Here is a 16,491-nt window from a genome sequence, read left to right as displayed (position 1 = left end):
CGATGGCTGAATTCCTGCTCGCATCGGCGGTTTTCGTGCTGGCCTTGGCGCTGGCCCTCGTGGCCTGGGGCCTGCTGAACCGCGTGCGGCAAAGCGATCAGCATGAGCAGGTGATCAACGAAGCGCTGGCGCGCGTGCTTCGTCGAGGTGCGCAAGCCGACGAGGAGGCGGGCGCGTTGGTTACGTTCTGGCGCAGGTGCCGGCGTTGGCTGGAGTCGATCGGCACGCACGTCGAGGACGGTCACCTCGGCAAGGCGCTGCTGGCCAAGGAAGATCTGCTGTTACTGGACCAGACCAATCACAACACCACATCGGGCCGCGCGCTTTTTCTGGGTCTGCGCCTGGTGATGGCGCTGCTGTTTCCGGTCATCGTGCTGGTTTTGCTGCACCCTTCCGGCGCGCGCGGGTTTGTCGAGCTGCTGGCCGGCCTGGCGGCGGGTTTGCTGCTGCCGAAGCTCTTTTTGAGTTCCTGGGCGGCGCGTCTGCGCAAGCGTGTCGACAACGAGCTGCCACTGCTGATCGATCTGCTGCGCTTGCTGCAGGGCATCGGTTTCAGCATGGATCAGAGCCTGCAGACGATTGCCGAGCGTTTTCGGGTGGTGATTCCGGTACTCGGTCGGGAGATTCGCGAGGCCAATATGTCCTACGCGCACGGCCGGCCGCGCGAGCAGTCGCTACGCCGTCTGGCCGAATCGTTCGACAACGCGGATCTGAAAAGCCTGGTGCAAATGATTCTGCAGGTGCATCAGCACGGCGGCGCGGTGCAGGAGCCGCTGCGCGAATTTGCGGAGCGGCTGCGCGAGCAGCGCAAGCTGAACATGAAAGAAAAGACCGGAAAGCTCTCGGTAAAAATGACCTTGGTCATGATGCTGGCCCTGCTGCCGGCGCTGATGGCGGTGCTTGCCGGGCCGGCCATCGTTTCGCTGATCGGCACCATGACCAAGCTGAGAGGACATTGACCATGACCTTATCGCCATCGCGACATGCCTGGCCTGCGCGACAGGCCTATTCGATGGCCGTGCTGGCAGCGTCGCTGCTGCTCGGGGCCTGCGCCAGTCACGGGGGCTACCTCAATCACGTTCAGCCCGAACTGGCGTCCGAGCCGGCGGCGCCGAGCGACAGGAACAGCAAGCCGATGTATCTGGATCTGATCCGGCAGATGCAGCAGCAGGGCGCGTATTACGCATCGCTGGCGAATATCGATGCGTATCGTCAGCGCTACGGCGACTCGCCGGAGTTGCGCCGCCTGCAGGCCGACGCCTTGCGCAAAACCGGACAGGCGGACGCGGCGAAAGCGCTCTACCAGGCGTTGGTGCATACCGATCAGGCTGCGGCTGCGTGGCATGGCCTGGGTATCATCGCGGCGGAGCAGCAGCAGAATGCCGCTGCCGAAGAAGCGCTGTCCCAGGCCGTGCAACGGGATCCGGTCAACGTGGATTATCTGGGCGACCTGGGCTACCAGCGCCTGCGCGCCGGCCAGGTGACCAGCGCGCACGAGCCGCTGGCCAAGGCGGCCGAACTGGCACCAAGCAACGTCAAGGCGGTGTCCAATCTGGTGCTGTGGATGCTGCTCGACAACGATGACGCCCAGGCCGACGCGACGATGCAGCAGGCCAATCTGCCGGAGGCCGCGCGCCAGCAGGTGCGCACGCTGGCGGCGCAGCTGCAGCCGAAGCCACCGGCGCATCCGAGGGTCGTTGCGTCGTTGTCGATCCATCGGCCGACGACCGCCGCTGCTTCGAGCACCGACCCTTCGGCAAGCCAGCCGTCCGCCGAACCGAGCGATGGCGTACCGCCGTCGATGCTGGAACGGTTCGGCGCATCGTCCACGAGCAGCGAGGCGCATCCATGAAGACTCCCTCGATACCCGCACGCGCTTTGGTCATGCGGTCACTCATGCTTTTTCTGCCGGCCGCGGCCATGGCCCAGCAAACGCCGGTGACCGGGCAAATGATGGGGCAGGGCAGTACCGTAGCGCCGGCATCGGGCAGTCCTACTTCGGCATCACCATCGACGGTCGCCATGAGCGCTGCGCCCGCGCCAAGGGGGTACGGCTCAGGCGGTATAGCGCCCCGAGCCGTCGAGTCGCCGCCGCCTGTCACGGTCATTGGCGAAACCACGCGCAGTCTGCTGCAGATGCAGGTCGACGGCGCGCAGGCCGGCAAACACCTGCCGATGCTCGGTGCGGAGGCCAGCGCCAGCTACGACCGCTATCTGAAAAGCTTCAGCCACGACATCCCAGAGTTCTATAAAACGGCGGTGAGCAAAGACAGCAACGGCAATGCCGGTGGTCAGTGACGGATCATCATGAGCGCCCTCACGCCGAGCACGAGAGCAATGCAGCGTTCTGCTGACGGCGCGGTCACGACGCTGGTCTTTGCGCGCAGCGGCCGCGCGCGCCAGCGCGGCTCGATGGCGGTCACCATGATGCTGATGCTGGCAGGTCTGGTCGCCATGCTCGGACTGGTCGAAATCGGTTACCTGTACTGGGCCAAGCGCGACACGCAGAAGGTGGTCGATCTGGCCGCACTGGCCGGTGCCCAGCAGCTGGCGACGTGCTCGACCGACAACACCGGCAACACGGCGGCGTTGGGCAATGCGACGGTCGACAACGGTTTTACCGGCACGCTGACGATCGACTGTGGCCATTGGGACAGCACCCAGCCGGGCGATCAGCACTTTGTCGGCGTCACGCCCACGCTGCCGCTGAATGCGGTGCGCGTGCAGGCCAGCCTGCCGCTGATCCCGTTTTTCGGCTTCGCCAACTTCAACAGCATCGGCGCCACCGCTATTGCGATCAGCCGCGGTCCGCCGATCGCATCGTTTTCTGTTGGGTCCAGCTTGCTCACCGTCGATCCGAGCAGCCCGTTGGGCCAACTGCTCAACCAGGCTCTTGGCTCCTCGCTGGGGCTGCAGTTGCTGAGCTACAACGGTATTGCCAACGCCAATATTTCGTTGCTTGATCTGGTCAAGACTCTGCCGGTCGATGTGGGCACCGTCAATGGCGTTCTTACGAGCCAGATCAGCCTCACTGATTTTCTGACGGCTTACGTGAATGCGCTCAACCAGAGCGCCAGTGGTTCGGGCATCGACATCGGCTTCGTCAATCAGCAGGTGGCCCTCATCGAAGCCCGGCTCGGCAATATTCCGATCAACCTGGGCGATATCCTCAACGTCGACGCGACGACCCAGGATCCCAACGTTGCGTTGAATACCAACGTCAACGCGCTGGACATACTCAATGCCGTTCTGCTGGCGGCCGACAGCGCCAACGCCGTTGCGCTTCCTGCGACGAGCGTCAATGTGCCGGGCGTAGCAACGGTCAGTCTGGCCATGAGCGTTATCGAGCCGCCGCAGATCGGCGTAGGTGGCGTTGGCACCGTGGCACACACCGCGCAAATTCGACTGGCCTTGAACATCTCTGCGCTGAGTACGCCGATCACCGGTCAGGCACTGGTGGGTATTCCGCTTTATCTCGAGGTGGCACCCACCGACGGCACGATAACCGCGCTCGAATGCAATGTGCCGGGCAGCGGCGGCCAGAACTCGGACAGCGTGACCATCACCACGGCGCCCGGCGTATTGAACGCGTTTCTCGGTACGTTACCGGCTGGCGCCATCAACAACATCCGCGAGTCCTGGTCATCGCTTATTTCAGCCGGGACCGTGGCGCCCCTGGTCAACGTTTTCGCCTTGGGCATCGAAATTGCCCAGTTGTCCGCATCGGCCAATGTGCAGATCGCCACCAATCCAGCCACGCCTCTGACCTTCAGCGTCGACCCGACGGTTCCCATTGCCCAACAGCCCAACATGACGCAGACGGCGGGCACATCGTCCGCGGTTCTTGGCACTCTGATTGGCAGCCTGCTGGGTTCGACCTCGTTGAAAACCACGCTCACTTTAGCGGGTGCTTCGGTCTCGCTACCCTTGGCTCCGCTGTTGGCTACGCTATCGGCCGCTCTGGTACCGGTGTTTTCAGCGCTGGACAGCGCACTGGTCGGCCCGCTGCTGCAGACTTTGGGCATCAATATCGGCACGGCCCAGGTCAACCTGCGCTCGGTCAACTGCGATACCAGTGCCCAGCTGGTGTATTGAGCGGCATTCGAGGTGGCGCGCTGCGGTGGATCGACAACCACTTGACCCTCGGTGCAGCGCCTTTAGACTCGGCGAATAAGAAAAGGGCCGGCGCATCGTTCGATGCCGTTATTGGCCGACCATCCAACGTACAATCGCCGGGAACGCAGGGGACGAACGCAATGAACAGCAGCGCGGGCACACGACGCGTCCGGAACGGGACGATCGCCCTGGCTTTGGCCAGCTTTTCGGTATTCTCCGTGGCGGCCACCGCACCACCGGCAGTGCCCGTAACGGCCCCGGCCCCATCGGCGAACGCTGACGTTGCCGATACGTCCGGCAGCTCGGTGGCGTACCTGCAGCATCTGGTCGATACGCACCAGCTGACGGAAATCCGTACCACCTACAATGGTAAGTACGGTGCCAGCGAGCTGTTTCAGCCGGAAAAACTCACCTATTTCGTGGCGTTGTTCCACGACAAGGTGTTCTGGCGCGTGATCCGCACCGACTCGATGAAGAACGCCGACGATGTCTATCGCGCCTTCGCCGCGCAGACCGAAAAGCTGGCCGAGGTGGATATCGATGCCTTGCGGCTGCAGGCGGGCAACAAGTACGCCGAGCAGATGGTGACGTTGAACCAGCAGCGCCTGCAGAACCTTCAACAGGATGCCGCGCACCAGCAGCAGCAATCGCAGCAGGTCGCGGCGCAGCAGCAGCAGGCCCAGCAGCAGGCAGTCTCGTTGAGCAATGACTTGCGCAATACCAGCAGCCAGCTCGATGCGGTGAAGCAGCAGATACGCGCTCTGGAGGCCCAGCAGAACAGCACCGAGATCGCGCTACCGCCGCCGCCGGAAACGCCCGCCGTTCCCGCTGCGAATGAAACCGTGCCCGCAGCCGCGCCGGCACCGGCCAATTCCACGCATTGATGCCTGAATTCGCACCACCCGCGCTCGGGCATCGGGTGGCTGCGACAGTGTTCGCCGATTCGCGTTTGCCGCTGAAGATAGCCGGCTAGACGGGAATCCTCAGGCCTTCAGCAGCGCAGGCGTCGCCTGCTGGCCGATGGCGTCGACCATGGCCTTGGCCACGTTGAGGTTGCCCGCCACGATATTGCCGCTGGCAGGAATGCCGTCGCGGCCGGCGAAGTCGCAGTAGCGACCGCCCGCCTCATGCACCAGCAGCACGCCGGCGGCCAGATCCCACGGCTTCAGGCCGATCTCGAAATAGCCGTCGTAGCGGCCTGCAGCCACATAGGCCAGATCGAGCGCGGCCGAGCCGGAGCGGCGGATGTCCTCGGCCTGGCCGAGCATCGCGCGGGTGATGTCCATCTGTGCAGTCAGATGCTCGCGCTGACGGAACGGAAAGCCTGTGCCGATCATCGCGCCGCCCAGGCTCTCGCGCTTGGATACGCGCATGCGGCGGTCGTTGAGGTAGGCGCCGTCGCCCTTGCTGGCGGTGTACAGCTCGTCGCGCAGCGGATCGAATACCACCGCGTGAATCGGCACGCCTCGTTCCAGCAGCGCGATGGAGACGCTGAAGTGCGGGATGCCGCGCAGGTAGTTATGGGTGCCGTCGAGCGGGTCGATCACCCACTGCAGCGGGCCCTTGCCGGTGGCGCCGCTCTCCTCGGCCAGGATCGAATGATCCGGGTAGGCGCGGCGCAGCTCCTTGATGATTTCCGCTTCGGCCAGCTTGTCGACTTCGGAAACGAAATCCAGCTGCTGCTTCTCGACGATATTGAGGCCGTCGATGCGGTTCATATAGCGCAGGATGATATTGCCTGCAGAACGCGCGGCGCGCGCCGCGATCGTGACGTGGGGTCTTGGCATGGCCTTGGACTTTGCAAAAGAGCGGAATCGCGACGCGCAAGTCTAGCAGAGGCGGGCGGTTCGGGCCTTTTTGGGCGATGGCTTCGGCTTCGGCGGGCGTCGCATCCGTTATCCTTGCTCGCTGATCCACATTCGGCACCGCGCCATGTCCGCATCCATCGACCTCGCCGCCCGCATCCGCTATGTGCTGGTGCGCACCTCACACCCGGGCAATATCGGCAGCGCGGCGCGGGCTATCCGCACCATGGGCTTTACCCGGCTGGAGCTGGTGCGGCCGGCGCGCTTTCCCGACGCCGAAGCCAACGCGCTGGCCGCGGGTGCGGACGACGTGCTCGGCAACGCTGGCGTCCACGATGGGCTGGTGGAAAGTCTTGCCGGTAGTCGGCTGGTGCTCGGCTTGTCGGCTCGCCGGCGCGGCATCAACCTGCCGGAAATCTCGCCGCGCGAGGCCGCCGCCCAGGCTCTGGCTGCGGCTGCTCGGGGTGAGGACGTAGCCCTGGTTTTCGGCAACGAGCGCACCGGCCTGGAGAACGACGAGCTGGCGCGCTGCCATGCGATGGTGCGCATCCCCAGCGTCGACGACTTCAGCTCGCTCAACCTGTCGCAGGCGGTGCAGGTGATGGCGTACGAAGTGCGCGTGGCCATGCTGGGCGACGTGCCGACGTTCGAGCCGGTGCAGGACGAACCGCCGGCCGACGCGGCACAGATGGAGCAGTTCTATACCCATCTGCTGCAGACGCTGGAAGATATCGATTTCCACAAAGGCCGTGCGCCCACTACGGTGATGCTGCGTCTGCGCAAGATCTATCAGCGCATCCAGCTGGACGAACGCGAGCTGCGCCTGCTGCATGGCATCCTGGCCGATACCCAGCGCATGGCGCGGCTTGCCGGCATCAAGTCAGCGGATGATGGCGACGCCTAGAGCGCCGTGCAGCAGCGCCTGAAGGTTTCGATTGCAATGGACGTCCAAATCGGTGTCCGGACGGGAATAGATCGACGCTGAGATCGTAAACAGGCTCTGAGGCGTCAGCCGGTTTTTTCATCCGCTTCGTATTCGGATACGCGCGTCACCAGCAGCTTGTCGATACGCGCGCCGTCGAGGTCCACCACTTCGAAGCGGATACCGCGCCACTCGAAGACTTCGCCGGTCTGCGGAATGCGGCCCAGCGCGGTCATCACCATGCCGGCAATGGTACGAAAGTCGTGCTCGTCCTCGCCCGGCAGGTGATCCAGACGCAGCAGCTCGCGCAGGTCGTCGGTCGACAGGCTGCCGTCGATCAGCCAGCTGCCGTCGGCGCGCTGCACGATCGGGCCGGTTTCGGTGCTGTCGCCGTGGGCGATCTGGCTGACGCCGACCACGGCGGCCAGCAGGTCGTTGACCGTCACCACGCCTTCGATATCGCCGTACTCGTCCACCACCAGGGCCAGTGGCGTTTCCGCGTCGCGGAATTCCTCCAGCAGATCCAGCGCGCGCGCCGTGGCCGGCACGAACAGCGGCTTGGACAAATGCTGGAACAGCTCCAGCTGGCCGTCGGCAAAGCTGTGCAGCAGGCGCTTGACCTCGACCACGCCGACCACGTCGCTTTCGTCGCCGCGATAGACCGGGTAGCGCGAGTACGGCGTCTGGCGCAGCACCTCGACGTTCTCTTCGCGTGGCGCGGCGATGTCCAGCCAGGCGATGCGCATGCGCGGCGTCATCACGCTATCGACCGTACGGTCGCCCAGGCGCAACACCCGGTTGACCATATTGTGTTCATCTGGATCGAGCACGCCCTGTTCGGCGCTTTCCGCTACCAGCATGCGGATTTCTTCTTCCGATACCACGCCGCGACCGTGCTGATTGATCCGCATCAGCCGCAGCAGCGCGTTGCTCGACACGTTCAACAGCCACACGAACGGTGCGGTAATGCGCGACAGCACCAGCATGGGAAACGCCATATAGCCGGAGAACTTCTCCGGCGACGACAGCGCCAGACGCTTGGGTACCAGTTCGCCGATCACGATCTGGATAAACGAAATCAGCACAAAGCCCAGCACGATGCCCAGCACGCGCGCATATGGTGCCAGCCATGCGGAGTGGCCCTCGTTGTGCAGAATCTCACCGATCTGGCTGCCCAGGGCATCGCCGGCAACCGAGCCGGTGATCAGCATCACCAGGGTGATGCCGACCTGCACCGTGGAGAGAAAGTGCTCGGGCGCCTCGGCATGGCGCAGTGCCATGGCGGCACGGCGACTGGTTTTGGCCATCTGCTTCAGGCGGCTCTTGCGCGAGGCCACCAGCGCCATTTCCGACAACGCGAAAAATCCGTTGCACAGCGCCAGCACGAGGACGAGCGCAATTTCAATCAGCATCGCGTAGAGGTTACCGGCCGGGAGATGGCCCCAGTGTAAGGGCTGGCGGGCTCCAGTTCACGTGCGCGCGGGTGCGGCGCGCGGCGGACGTCCTGTAACATTGTCGTCATCTCGCTCCCTCAGGCACGGCCCGCATGTTTTCACTGCAGACGATTTTCGGTAAAGGCGACAAGTTTTATGGCCTGCTCGAACAGAGCGCGGCCACCGTCTGCGAAAGCGCCAAGGCCCTGCACGAGCTGCTCAGCAAGCCGGGCCGGGGCTCGGTCATGGCGGCCTTTACCGCCACCCGCGCCCGCGAAAAGGCGCTGGCCGGACAGATCAGCGAGGGTCTGGTCAACACCTTCGTCACCGCGCTCGACCGCGAGGACATCGCCGCGCTCAACTCGGCGCTGTACAAGATTCCCAAGAGCATCGAGAAGTTCGCCGAGCGCTACGAGATCGTGTCCGATCGCCTGGTCGGGGTGAACTTCGCCCAGCGCGCGCTGATCCTCGAGCGCTCCACCGAGGTAGTCGAGGAGATGATCGGCGAGCTGCGTCGCGGCCTGCGCATCGATCCGGTGAAGAAGCTGCAGGACCGCCTGCAGGCCTTGGAGTCCGAGGGCGATCGCATGCTGCTCGATCCCTATCGCACGCTTTACGTCGAAGGCGGTGACGCGATGCGTGCCATGCTGGCCAAGGATTTGTTCGAGCTGATCGAAAAGGCGATCGACAAATGCCGCGACGTCGGCAATATCGTCTACTCGATCGTGCTCAAGAACTCCTGAGGGCGCCGCGGTGATCCTCAGTTTTCTTAGCGCGTGCAGTCCGGGCATGGCCTCGGCATTCGATGACCAGTGCGCGACCGCCGGAGATCGGGCATGAGTCTCGGCCTGGTCGTGGCTGAGGTGCTGATCGCCCTGGCCTTTACCTACATCAACGGTTTTCACGACACCGCCAACTCCATCGCTACTGTCGTCGCCACCAAGGTGCTGTCGCCCGGCCAGGCGGTGCTGCTGGCCGCGGTGACCAACCTGCTCGGCGCGATGCTCGGCACCGCCGTGGCCGCCACCATCGCCTCGGGCCTGATCAACGCCGGCGTGGTCGATGTCGGTCCGCAGCTGGTGATCTGTGCGCTGTTCTCGGCCATCGTGTGGAACCTGATCACCTGGTGGCTCGGCCTGCCTTCCAGTTCCAGCCACGCGCTGGTCGGCGCCCTGGTCGGTGCGGCGCTGGCCGCATCGGACAACGACATCGGCTCGGTGATCTGGGCGCAGGGCAATCTGATTACCGGCCACGGCGTGATCCCCAAGGTGATCATTCCGATGGTGCTGTCGCCGCTGGCCGGCTTTATCGTGGCCTTCGCCCTGATGGGTGCGCTGTACGCGCTGCTGGCGTGGTTCGCCAATCGGCATAACTGGCTGCAGCGCTTCGGCCGCACGCCCTTCGTCAATAGCTTTTTCGGCAAGGCGCAGATCGTATCGGCCACGGCGATGGGCGTGGCGCACGGCATGAACGATGCGCAGAAAAGCATGGGCATCATCGCGCTAGCACTGGCCGGTGGCACGGCCGCGCATCAGTTCGATCAGCTGCCGCAGTGGCTGGGCTTTTTGCGCATCGCCGAAAACACCGCCGGCGGTTTCGCCATTCCGATCTGGGTGAAGGTCGTCTGCGCGCTGACCATGGCCGCGGGCACGGCCGGCGGCGGCTGGCGCATCATCAAGACGCTGGGTCACAAGATGGTCAAGCTGCATCCGATCAACGGGTTTGCTGCGGAAACCAGCTCGGCGGCGGTGATCCTCACTGCCTCGATGTTCGGCATTCCGGTATCGACTACGCACAACGTCTCGGCATCGATCATGGGCGTAGGCGCGGCCAAGCGCTTCAGCGCCATCCGCTGGTCGGTGGTCGAGCGCATGGTGTGGGCCTGGATACTGACTCTGCCGGTCACGGCGCTGCTCGCCTACGGCTTCGTCAAAGCCGTCAGGATGATCTGGTAGTAAAGGAACTAGAGCGCGTTTTCGGGCGTGCTGATGATTTGCTCCAGCTGGTCGCCCAGGGTGCCGAGTTCGGCAATTAGCCGCTGCAGCTCGTCGCTGTCGAGAAATTCGTACGGCCGGTTTTCGCACAGGTGCAAATACGGCGCGCCGTCAAGATCGGCTACCGCCAGAAAGCCGGTGCGCTGCTGCCAGTTGAAGCGCAGGCACCGGCTGGGATCGGTGCCGGCGAGTGGACCGATCGGCGTCGAGATACGCAGATAGCGCCGCTCGGCTTCATCCTCCAGTTCGGCGAGATAAATGCCCTGGTGGCGATCCTTCGACAGCTCCAGATCAAAGCTGATCAGGTACGGATCGTTGTGGCGCAGCGCGTGCTGGCTGCCGATGTGTGAGCGCACGGCTTCGAAGTGGCGCATGGTGCAGCTACCTTCGCTTACGTCGGGCGCTCTACTGTGCCACGTCCATGCGTTAACGCGGCGTTGGCGACCGCCATCGCATGGCGTACCGTGTCGCGCGACGTCGCTTCGATGAGGGTAAGTCATGCTGAATTCGGCCATCGATGAAAAGCACGCCCGGGTGTACGCGGCGATTGCCGCGATCCCGTACGGTCGTGTGGCGAGCTACGGCGCCATAGCGGCACGCGCCGGCTTGCCCGGTCGCGCACGCCTGGTCGGACGACTGCTGGGCGAAGTCCCCGACGGCATGGTGCTGCCCTGGTATCGCGTACTGCGTGCCAGTGGGCATATCGCGATGCCGGTGGGCAGTCGCGGGTTCCGCGAGCAGAGTCGCCTGCTGCGATCGGAAGGTGTTGCGGTGATCAACGGGCGCGTCGCGCTTGCCGTGTTCGGGTTGGATGGGGATGTGGATCGGGAGTTGTGGGGTATGGGCGGCGAATGAGGCGGGCGGGCAACAGGGTGTTCGCGCGTCTCTACGGCCCAACCGTGGCTCGAACAACCTCGATGATCGCAGGCTTACGCCACGCTGTTCGGCGCCGGAGAGGGTTCATCGACGTGCTTCCACGCGTAGGCTCCTGGAATGATGTGGTCGCTGGTGCCGCTGACGTAGAACGTTTTCGTTCCCACCGTTTTGCGATAGGCCATGAAAACCGTCGGTGGCTCGTCGTTTTCCATCGATACACTGATCAGTACGTCTTCCAGAGGTGCGGGCTCCCGGTCAGTGATAGGTTTCCAGGGCGTTGCGGTCGCTAGCCAGTCGGGCGGATTGGCACCGACATGAATCACTCGCCAGATAACCGAGTTATTTGCTTCTCTGGAAATGGCCGTCACGGCGGTAGTGACGCGTTCGCGCTGGGCGGATTCGAAATAAAGCATGTCCAGCCAGCCACCCGACACGTAAATCTGCAGCTTGCAGGAAGTGGGCTCTCCGGCATTGCGTTCCATCATGCTTGTTCTCCAAAGTCAGGCTCATGTCGAGCTGGGTGCTTCGATGCTGCCGCCTCGTCAGGAAACGCGTCGGTGGGCGCTGGCGCCATGAGATATGCGTGGCATCGCCGCGGGTCTCGTCGTCATGACGCGATGGCGCGAAACCTCATGCGGCCAATGAAGCGCCGCGCGCTGCCGGTGTGTCCGTGGATATCGACGCGGTCAAGCCGGCTGCTCGGCCTTTAACGAGGCGCATGCCAACGAGGCTGGCGAATTTTGTGGATTGCCACGGCGCACGGCAGTGGTAGCCTTTGGCACAATACGGAAACAGTTCGGGTAGGGGTTCTGCGCCGAGCGTGCGGTTGTCGGTGACGTCGTCGTTGTAGCGGTAGCTGCGATCGCCTGAGTTCTGTGGCGTGTCGGCCATGCGTTGCTTTGGCCGGAAAGTCGGCCGGTGTAACGGACGGCAATGGCTGTGGGCAAACGGTAGCTGCGCATGGTCGTCCGATGCTGCGCGACCGGCGAGCTTGGCGTAGAGCAGCCACAACCGCTGCCGTATGCCTGTCGTTCGCGGCAGGTTTTCCCGGGCATCCGTGGTGGTCATGGTGTTCGGTTCCCTGAGGTATGGCTTCCACGGCATGGATATTGGCACAAATGTTCGGTCAATTGCAACAGATATTCGGTCGTCGGTTGTGATGCAGGCCAGCGCCGCTCATGGATACATTTATTTCTTGAAAAACAAATATTTATTTCCGAATAACGTCGCTGCTTCGCTATCGAATTCATCGCCGACGCGAGAATTTCATGAGCGATAAGCCAAAAATTCGGTTGGATACCGGCAAGCGGTTGGCACAAATTCGCGGTTCGACGAACCAGGCCGATTTCGCCGTTTCTCTCGGCGTCCATAAAAATACCTACGGTGGGTACGAGCGGGGCGAAGTAGAGGTCGGCGCCGAAGCGCTGCGCCAGCTGGCGAACAGCGGCTGGAGCCCGCTATGGGTGCTCATGGGCCAGGGAGAACCGCGCCTGCCGGACGGTGTCATGATCGCTACCGACCCATCGGCCGCATCGGCACATGGCGATGCCGATGCGCATTATCGCCGGGACGAGCGCCATACCTCTCCGGAGGGCGCTCGTGTACGCGACAGGGCGGCGAGAACGGCCTGGGACGATTCCGCCCGGCCAGTAAGACACGATGTGATGAAGGCCGCGCTGGAGTTGAGCGCCGAGGCGATCGGCGAAAAAGCATTGTCCGCGGCAAAGCATGCCGAGCTGATCGCCCTCGTTTATGAATTGCTTGAAGAAGGCCTGCCCAAGCCCAAGGTGCTGCGTTTCGCGCGAGCCGCTTCGACCTAAGAGCCTGTTCACGATCTCCCCGTACCTCGCGTTGTCATCGAGCGGCCGTCAGAGGGTGGCGCGTGGCGCCGGCTTGCCTGGCTGGCAAGCCAAGCGCCGAAAAGGTGTAAATCGCGCGCTGCCGCCTGGCGGCCGCTCGATGACAACCCTGCGGGCCGGGGCCGTTTGCGCGCCTCCCGGCGTCATCACTCCGTCGTGGACGGACGTCCACTCCTCGCTCCTCAAAGCCGGCGCCATCCATGGCGCCTCACCGCGTACCCTCGTTCTTCCTTAGCCTGCGCGCAAACGGCTCCCGGCGCGGGGCACACGGAGATCGTGAACAGGCTCTGATGACGCAACGCGTCGGTGCCGTGCCAGTGGGTTGGAGGCCGGCTCTTGTCAGCGGTAATCCGCAGACAACAGCGCCACCTACCCACATGTCTATCAGCCCAGCCGGTATGCCCCATTTGTTAGCATGAGCGAATGCCAAGCAACGCTCTCGACATTCTTCAAACTGTTTTCGGTTACCCGAATTTCCGCGGCCAGCAGCAGGCCATCGTCGACCATGTGGTCGAGGGTGGCGATGCGCTGGTGCTGATGCCGACCGGCGGCGGCAAGTCGCTGTGCTACCAGATCCCGGCGATGGCGCGGCAGGGCACGGGTATCGTGGTATCACCGCTGATTGCGCTGATGCAGGATCAGGTCGACGCGCTGCGCGAGGCCGGCGTGGCGGCGGCGTATCTCAATTCCAGCATCGGCGCGGAGGAACAGCGCGAGGTCGAGCGACAGCTGCTGGCGGGTGAGCTGAATCTGCTTTACGTGGCGCCGGAGCGACTGCTCACCGGGCGCTTTCTCAACCTGCTGGAACGTACCGAGGTGGCGCTGTTCGCGATCGACGAGGCGCACTGCGTGTCGCAGTGGGGGCATGATTTTCGGCCGGAGTATCGCGAGCTGGCGGTGCTGCACGAGCGCTTTGCGCAGGTGCCGCGCATTGCGCTGACGGCCACGGCCGACCCGCGCACGCGCGAGGAAATCGTCGAGCGGTTGTCGCTGCAGCAGGCGCGCCAGTTCGTGGCCAGCTTCGACCGACCGAACATCGGCTATCGGGTAGGCCTGCGGCATAACGCGAAGCGGCAGCTGGCGGAGTTTCTGGAAGGCCATCGCGGCGAGTCGGGCATCGTCTATTGCCTCAGCCGGCGCAAGGTGGACGAAACAGCCGAGTGGCTGGCCGAGTCGGGCGTGGAGGCGCTGCCGTATCACGCCGGTCTCGATGCGGCAAAGCGCAGCGCGAACCAGAAACGTTTTCTGCGCGAGGACGGCGTGGTGATGGTGGCCACGGTCGCCTTTGGCATGGGCATCGACAAGCCGGACGTGCGCTTTGTCGCGCATCTGGATCTGCCGCGCAGCATGGAGGGCTACTACCAGGAGACCGGTCGCGCCGGCCGCGACGGCCTGCCGGCGGAGGCGTGGATGATCTACGGCCTGTCCGACGTGGTAACGATGAGCCAGATGATTGCGCAGTCCGAGTCGGCGGACGATCGCAAGCGGGTGGAGCGGCAGAAACTGGAATCGCTGCTGGCGTATGCCGAAGCCACCGGTTGCCGCCGCCAACTGCTGCTGGGCGCGTTCGGCGAGGTGTATCCCGGCCCGTGCGGGCATTGCGACAACTGTATCGAGCCGCCGAAAACCTGGGACGCCACGGTGCCGGCGCAAAAGGCGCTGTCGGCGGTGTATCGCAGCGGCCAGCGTTTCGGCTCCGGCCACGTCATCGACATTCTGCGCGGCGAGGAAACGCCGAAGGTGCTCAGCTCCAATCATCATCAGCTCAGCACCTTCGGCATCGGTGCGTCGATGGACGAAAAGCAGTGGCGCTCGGTGTTTCGCCAGCTGCTGGCGGCCGGCCTGCTCGAGGCGGACGCCGAGGGCTACGGCACTCTGCGTCTGACGCCCGCCAGCCGCGCCGTGCTCAGCGGCGGCCAGACGGTGAAATTGCGCGAGGACGTACGGCCGCCGCGCGGCGGCAGCCGTCGGCGCGACAGCAAGCTCGTCACTGGTGGCAGCCTCGGGATCGAGGCATACGAGCAGTCGATGTGGGACGCGCTGCGCGCCGTGCGTACGCAGCTGGCCAAGCAGCACGGCGTGCCGCCGTACGTGGTGTTCCACGACGCCACGCTGCTGGCGATGCTGCGCGCGCTGCCGGCGAACGAAGAGGAGCTGGCCACCATAAGCGGCGTCGGCGAAGCCAAGCTCAAGCGCTACGGCCGGGATTTCCTTGCCGTGATCAACGCACAGGAATAGCTGCCGCGATCATCGCGTGGCCGAATTTGTACTTCCGCCGAATATCCCGCTTTTGCCGTTTCGTGCTGCGCTGCGGCGGGCGATCCGATGACCTACACGCAACAATTGGCGGGCATGGCCGCAAGGACTTGGCGTGCCTCGGCACGAGCGTGCCGCACTACAGAGGTTTAGTCGGCAGCACGCATGAAGGGCAAGTCCACCTCATTCGATATTGCGCATCTGGCCGGGGTTTCCCAGTCCACGGTGTCGCGCGCGCTGCGCGGCAGCCCGCTGGTGAACGAGGAGACGCGTCGGCGAATTCAGGCGGCGGTGGAGCAGCTCAATTACAAGGTCGACAAGAACGCCTCCAACCTGCGCCGCATGCACTCGGGCACGCTGGCACTGCTGCTGTTCGAAGACCCGACCACCGACGAGTCGCACATCAACCCGTTTTTCCTGTCGCTGCTTGGCTCGATCACCCGAGCCTGCGCCAAGCAGGGATACGACCTGCTGATCTCGTTTCAGCAGCTGTCGCACGACTGGCACGCCGATTTCGCCGAGAGCAAAAAGGCCGACGGCATCATCCTGCTGGGCTACGGCGATTACATTGCCTATCGCGACAAGCTCGACAAGCTGGTGGCGCACGGCACCTGCTTCGTCCGCTGGGGCGCGGTGCTGCCCGATCAGCCCGGCCTGTCGATCGGCTGCGACAATTTCGAAGGCGGCACCGCGGCCACGCAGCATCTGCTCGACCAGGGCTGCCAGCGCATCGCATTTCTCGGCGAAGCCTCCAGCCACTACCCGGAATTTTTCGAACGCTATCGTGGCTACGCCGAGGTGCTGGCGCAAGCCGGCCTCGCCGCGCGGGCAGAGCTGCAGGTGGATGCGGAAAGCACCGAACACTCCGGCTATGCGGCGATGCAGACGCTGCTCGCGCGCAAGGAGCGGTTCGACGCCATATTTGCCGCCAGCGATCTGATCGCCATCGGCGCGATGCGCGCGCTGTCCGATCAGGGCCTGCGTGTGCCGCAGGATGTGGCCATCGTCGGCTTCGACGACATCGCCATGGCCAGCTACGTCAACCCGCCGTTGACCACCGTGGTGCAGGACACGCGTCACGCCGGCGAGGTGCTGGTCGATAGGCTGCTCAGCCTGATCCGTGGGCAGCCCGCCGAGAGCGTCGTGCTACCGGCCAAGCTAATGGTGCGGCGTTCCAGCCAGAAAAGCGCTGCGCCTCCAAAAACAGGACGCGCGGCGCGCTAAACCGCT

General features: G+C 64.1%; 17 protein-coding genes. 12 read left to right on the top strand and 5 right to left on the bottom strand.

The window, feature by feature from the left end; translation table 11 throughout:
• The first annotated feature begins 2 nt into the window (after nucleotides 1–2).
• From HDE76_RS10400 to HDE76_RS10380, 5 genes are all read left to right on the top strand, one after another.
• Nucleotides 3–959: a type II secretion system F family protein gene (locus HDE76_RS10400; RefSeq protein WP_184507157.1), complete on the top strand. Its 957-nt coding sequence runs from the start codon at nucleotides 3–5 to the stop codon at nucleotides 957–959.
• 2 nt (nucleotides 960–961) lie between these two features.
• Entirely contained in the window at nucleotides 962–1,852 is an 891-nt protein-coding gene (locus HDE76_RS10395) for a Flp pilus assembly protein TadD (protein ID WP_179477633.1), read from the top strand.
• Nucleotides 1,853–1,896: 44 nt separating this feature from the next.
• Nucleotides 1,897–2,298: a DUF3613 domain-containing protein gene (locus tag HDE76_RS10390; protein WP_179477632.1), complete on the top strand. Its 402-nt coding sequence runs from the start codon at nucleotides 1,897–1,899 to the stop codon at nucleotides 2,296–2,298.
• Between the two features lie 39 nt (nucleotides 2,299–2,337).
• Nucleotides 2,338–4,095, top strand: coding sequence for a TadG family pilus assembly protein (locus HDE76_RS10385; RefSeq protein ID WP_179477631.1), 1,758 nt, complete (start codon nucleotides 2,338–2,340; stop codon nucleotides 4,093–4,095).
• Nucleotides 4,096–4,256: 161 nt separating this feature from the next.
• Nucleotides 4,257–5,000: a DUF2968 domain-containing protein gene (locus tag HDE76_RS10380; protein ID WP_179477630.1), complete on the top strand. Its 744-nt coding sequence runs from the start codon at nucleotides 4,257–4,259 to the stop codon at nucleotides 4,998–5,000.
• 99 nt (nucleotides 5,001–5,099) lie between these two features.
• On the opposite strand, the gene HDE76_RS10375 is transcribed toward HDE76_RS10380, so the two are convergent.
• On the bottom strand, nucleotides 5,100–5,903 hold the full coding sequence (locus tag HDE76_RS10375; protein ID WP_179477629.1) for an inositol monophosphatase family protein: 804 nt from the start codon (nucleotides 5,901–5,903) through the stop codon (nucleotides 5,100–5,102).
• Nucleotides 5,904–6,048: 145 nt separating this feature from the next.
• Here HDE76_RS10375 and HDE76_RS10370 point away from each other — a divergent pair, with 145 nt between their 5' ends.
• On the top strand, nucleotides 6,049–6,825 hold the full coding sequence (locus tag HDE76_RS10370; protein WP_179477628.1) for an RNA methyltransferase: 777 nt from the start codon (nucleotides 6,049–6,051) through the stop codon (nucleotides 6,823–6,825).
• A gap of 104 nt (nucleotides 6,826–6,929) precedes the next feature.
• On the opposite strand, the gene HDE76_RS10365 is transcribed toward HDE76_RS10370, so the two are convergent.
• Nucleotides 6,930–8,255 (bottom strand): hemolysin family protein, encoded by a 1,326-nt coding sequence (locus HDE76_RS10365; protein WP_179477627.1) that lies wholly within the window; start codon nucleotides 8,253–8,255, stop codon nucleotides 6,930–6,932.
• 134 nt (nucleotides 8,256–8,389) lie between these two features.
• Between HDE76_RS10365 and HDE76_RS10360 the strand changes: the two genes are divergently transcribed.
• Nucleotides 8,390–9,019, top strand: a complete 630-nt coding sequence (locus HDE76_RS10360) for a pit accessory protein (protein ID WP_179477626.1) — start codon at nucleotides 8,390–8,392, stop codon at nucleotides 9,017–9,019.
• A gap of 93 nt (nucleotides 9,020–9,112) precedes the next feature.
• Entirely contained in the window at nucleotides 9,113–10,231 is a 1,119-nt protein-coding gene (locus HDE76_RS10355) for an inorganic phosphate transporter (RefSeq protein ID WP_179477625.1), read from the top strand.
• A gap of 8 nt (nucleotides 10,232–10,239) precedes the next feature.
• Here the strand turns inward: HDE76_RS10355 and HDE76_RS10350 are convergent, their stop codons facing one another.
• A complete protein-coding gene (locus tag HDE76_RS10350; RefSeq protein WP_179477624.1) occupies nucleotides 10,240–10,644 on the bottom strand; it encodes a hypothetical protein in 405 nt (134 codons plus the stop codon).
• A gap of 139 nt (nucleotides 10,645–10,783) precedes the next feature.
• Here HDE76_RS10350 and HDE76_RS10345 point away from each other — a divergent pair, with 139 nt between their 5' ends.
• On the top strand, nucleotides 10,784–11,125 hold the full coding sequence (locus tag HDE76_RS10345; protein ID WP_179477903.1) for an MGMT family protein: 342 nt from the start codon (nucleotides 10,784–10,786) through the stop codon (nucleotides 11,123–11,125).
• Nucleotides 11,126–11,199: 74 nt separating this feature from the next.
• Here HDE76_RS10345 and HDE76_RS10340 read toward each other — a convergent pair whose 3' ends face one another.
• Both HDE76_RS10340 and HDE76_RS10335 read right to left on the bottom strand, forming a co-directional pair.
• The gene (locus HDE76_RS10340; RefSeq protein ID WP_179477623.1) at nucleotides 11,200–11,631 is read right to left on the bottom strand and encodes a hypothetical protein; all 432 of its coding nucleotides are present in this window, start codon (nucleotides 11,629–11,631) and stop codon (nucleotides 11,200–11,202) included.
• 145 nt (nucleotides 11,632–11,776) lie between these two features.
• Complete coding sequence (locus tag HDE76_RS10335) at nucleotides 11,777–12,214, bottom strand: hypothetical protein (RefSeq protein ID WP_179477622.1); 438 nt, start codon at nucleotides 12,212–12,214, stop codon at nucleotides 11,777–11,779.
• A 200-nt stretch (nucleotides 12,215–12,414) separates the two neighbouring features.
• On the opposite strand from HDE76_RS10335, the gene HDE76_RS10330 reads away from it, so the two are divergent.
• The 3 genes from HDE76_RS10330 to HDE76_RS10320 all read left to right on the top strand — a co-directional run bounded on the left by HDE76_RS10330 (nucleotide 12,415) and on the right by HDE76_RS10320 (nucleotide 16,485).
• Complete coding sequence (locus HDE76_RS10330) at nucleotides 12,415–12,966, top strand: helix-turn-helix transcriptional regulator (RefSeq protein ID WP_179477621.1); 552 nt, start codon at nucleotides 12,415–12,417, stop codon at nucleotides 12,964–12,966.
• Nucleotides 12,967–13,428: 462 nt separating this feature from the next.
• Entirely contained in the window at nucleotides 13,429–15,243 is a 1,815-nt protein-coding gene (gene recQ, locus HDE76_RS10325; protein ID WP_179477620.1) for a DNA helicase RecQ, read from the top strand.
• Between the two features lie 183 nt (nucleotides 15,244–15,426).
• Nucleotides 15,427–16,485: a LacI family DNA-binding transcriptional regulator gene (locus HDE76_RS10320; protein WP_179477619.1), complete on the top strand. Its 1,059-nt coding sequence runs from the start codon at nucleotides 15,427–15,429 to the stop codon at nucleotides 16,483–16,485.
• The last annotated feature ends 6 nt before the right edge of the window (nucleotides 16,486–16,491 follow it).

The sequence above is a fragment of the Rhodanobacter sp. ANJX3 genome (assembly GCF_014200755.1).
Lineage (GTDB): Bacteria > Pseudomonadota > Gammaproteobacteria > Xanthomonadales > Rhodanobacteraceae > Rhodanobacter.
Note: the sequence above shows the minus strand (reverse complement) of the source record. Positions and strands in the feature narration are given on the sequence as shown.

Coding starts and splice junctions, on each gene's coding strand:
- HDE76_RS10320 (WP_179477619.1), top strand. CDS start 15,427: ATGAAGGGCAAGTCCACCTCATTCGATATTGCGCATCTGGCCGGGGTT.
- HDE76_RS10380 (WP_179477630.1), top strand. CDS start 4,257: ATGAACAGCAGCGCGGGCACACGACGCGTCCGGAACGGGACGATCGCC.
- recQ (WP_179477620.1), top strand. CDS start 13,429: ATGCCAAGCAACGCTCTCGACATTCTTCAAACTGTTTTCGGTTACCCG.
- HDE76_RS10370 (WP_179477628.1), top strand. CDS start 6,049: ATGTCCGCATCCATCGACCTCGCCGCCCGCATCCGCTATGTGCTGGTG.
- HDE76_RS10355 (WP_179477625.1), top strand. CDS start 9,113: ATGAGTCTCGGCCTGGTCGTGGCTGAGGTGCTGATCGCCCTGGCCTTT.
- HDE76_RS10395 (WP_179477633.1), top strand. CDS start 962: ATGACCTTATCGCCATCGCGACATGCCTGGCCTGCGCGACAGGCCTAT.
- HDE76_RS10365 (WP_179477627.1), bottom strand. CDS start 8,255: ATGCTGATTGAAATTGCGCTCGTCCTCGTGCTGGCGCTGTGCAACGGA.
- HDE76_RS10350 (WP_179477624.1), bottom strand. CDS start 10,644: ATGCGCCACTTCGAAGCCGTGCGCTCACACATCGGCAGCCAGCACGCG.
- HDE76_RS10400 (WP_184507157.1), top strand. CDS start 3: ATGGCTGAATTCCTGCTCGCATCGGCGGTTTTCGTGCTGGCCTTGGCG.
- HDE76_RS10330 (WP_179477621.1), top strand. CDS start 12,415: ATGAGCGATAAGCCAAAAATTCGGTTGGATACCGGCAAGCGGTTGGCA.
- HDE76_RS10390 (WP_179477632.1), top strand. CDS start 1,897: ATGCTTTTTCTGCCGGCCGCGGCCATGGCCCAGCAAACGCCGGTGACC.
- HDE76_RS10360 (WP_179477626.1), top strand. CDS start 8,390: ATGTTTTCACTGCAGACGATTTTCGGTAAAGGCGACAAGTTTTATGGC.
- HDE76_RS10375 (WP_179477629.1), bottom strand. CDS start 5,903: ATGCCAAGACCCCACGTCACGATCGCGGCGCGCGCCGCGCGTTCTGCA.
- HDE76_RS10385 (WP_179477631.1), top strand. CDS start 2,338: ATGCAGCGTTCTGCTGACGGCGCGGTCACGACGCTGGTCTTTGCGCGC.
- HDE76_RS10340 (WP_179477623.1), bottom strand. CDS start 11,631: ATGATGGAACGCAATGCCGGAGAGCCCACTTCCTGCAAGCTGCAGATT.
- HDE76_RS10335 (WP_179477622.1), bottom strand. CDS start 12,214: ATGACCACCACGGATGCCCGGGAAAACCTGCCGCGAACGACAGGCATA.